This is a genomic window from Streptomyces sp. XY431, from assembly GCF_001279805.1.
Taxonomy (GTDB): domain Bacteria; phylum Actinomycetota; class Actinomycetes; order Streptomycetales; family Streptomycetaceae; genus Kitasatospora; species Kitasatospora purpeofusca.
Genome location: NZ_LGDO01000367.1, coordinates 1 through 343, shown reverse-complemented (window position 1 = coordinate 343; position 343 = coordinate 1). Strand labels below are relative to the sequence as shown.

The window sequence follows — 343 nt, the reverse complement described above, 5'->3', positions numbered from 1 at the left end:
CGCGGCCGCCGTCGCCACCGCGGCCGCCGAACGCCTCGGCACCCTGCCCGCCGTCGACGGCTTCCGGAACGTCCCCGGCCTCGGCGTCCAGGGCGTCGTGGACGGCCACGCGGTCGTCGCCGGACGCGAGGCCCTGCTCGCCGAGTGGGCGCAGCACCTGCCGTCGGAGCTGGCGGAGGCCAAGCGGGCCGCCGAGGCGGCCGGACGGACCGCCGTCGCGGTCGGCTGGGACGGCGCCGCCCGGGCCGTGCTGGAGGTCGCCGACGCCGTCAGGCCCACCAGCGCCCGGGCCGTCGCCGAACTGCGCGCCCTCGGACTGCGACCGGTCCTGCTCACCGGCGAC

The 343-nt window shown here is 80.5% G+C and carries 1 protein-coding gene; it reads left to right on the top strand.

Annotation, left to right across the window (positions count from 1 at the left end; all coding sequences use genetic code 11):
• A partial coding sequence (locus tag ADK60_RS26430) for an HAD family hydrolase (RefSeq protein WP_159400594.1) occupies nucleotides 1-343 on the top strand: 343 nt, incomplete at both ends.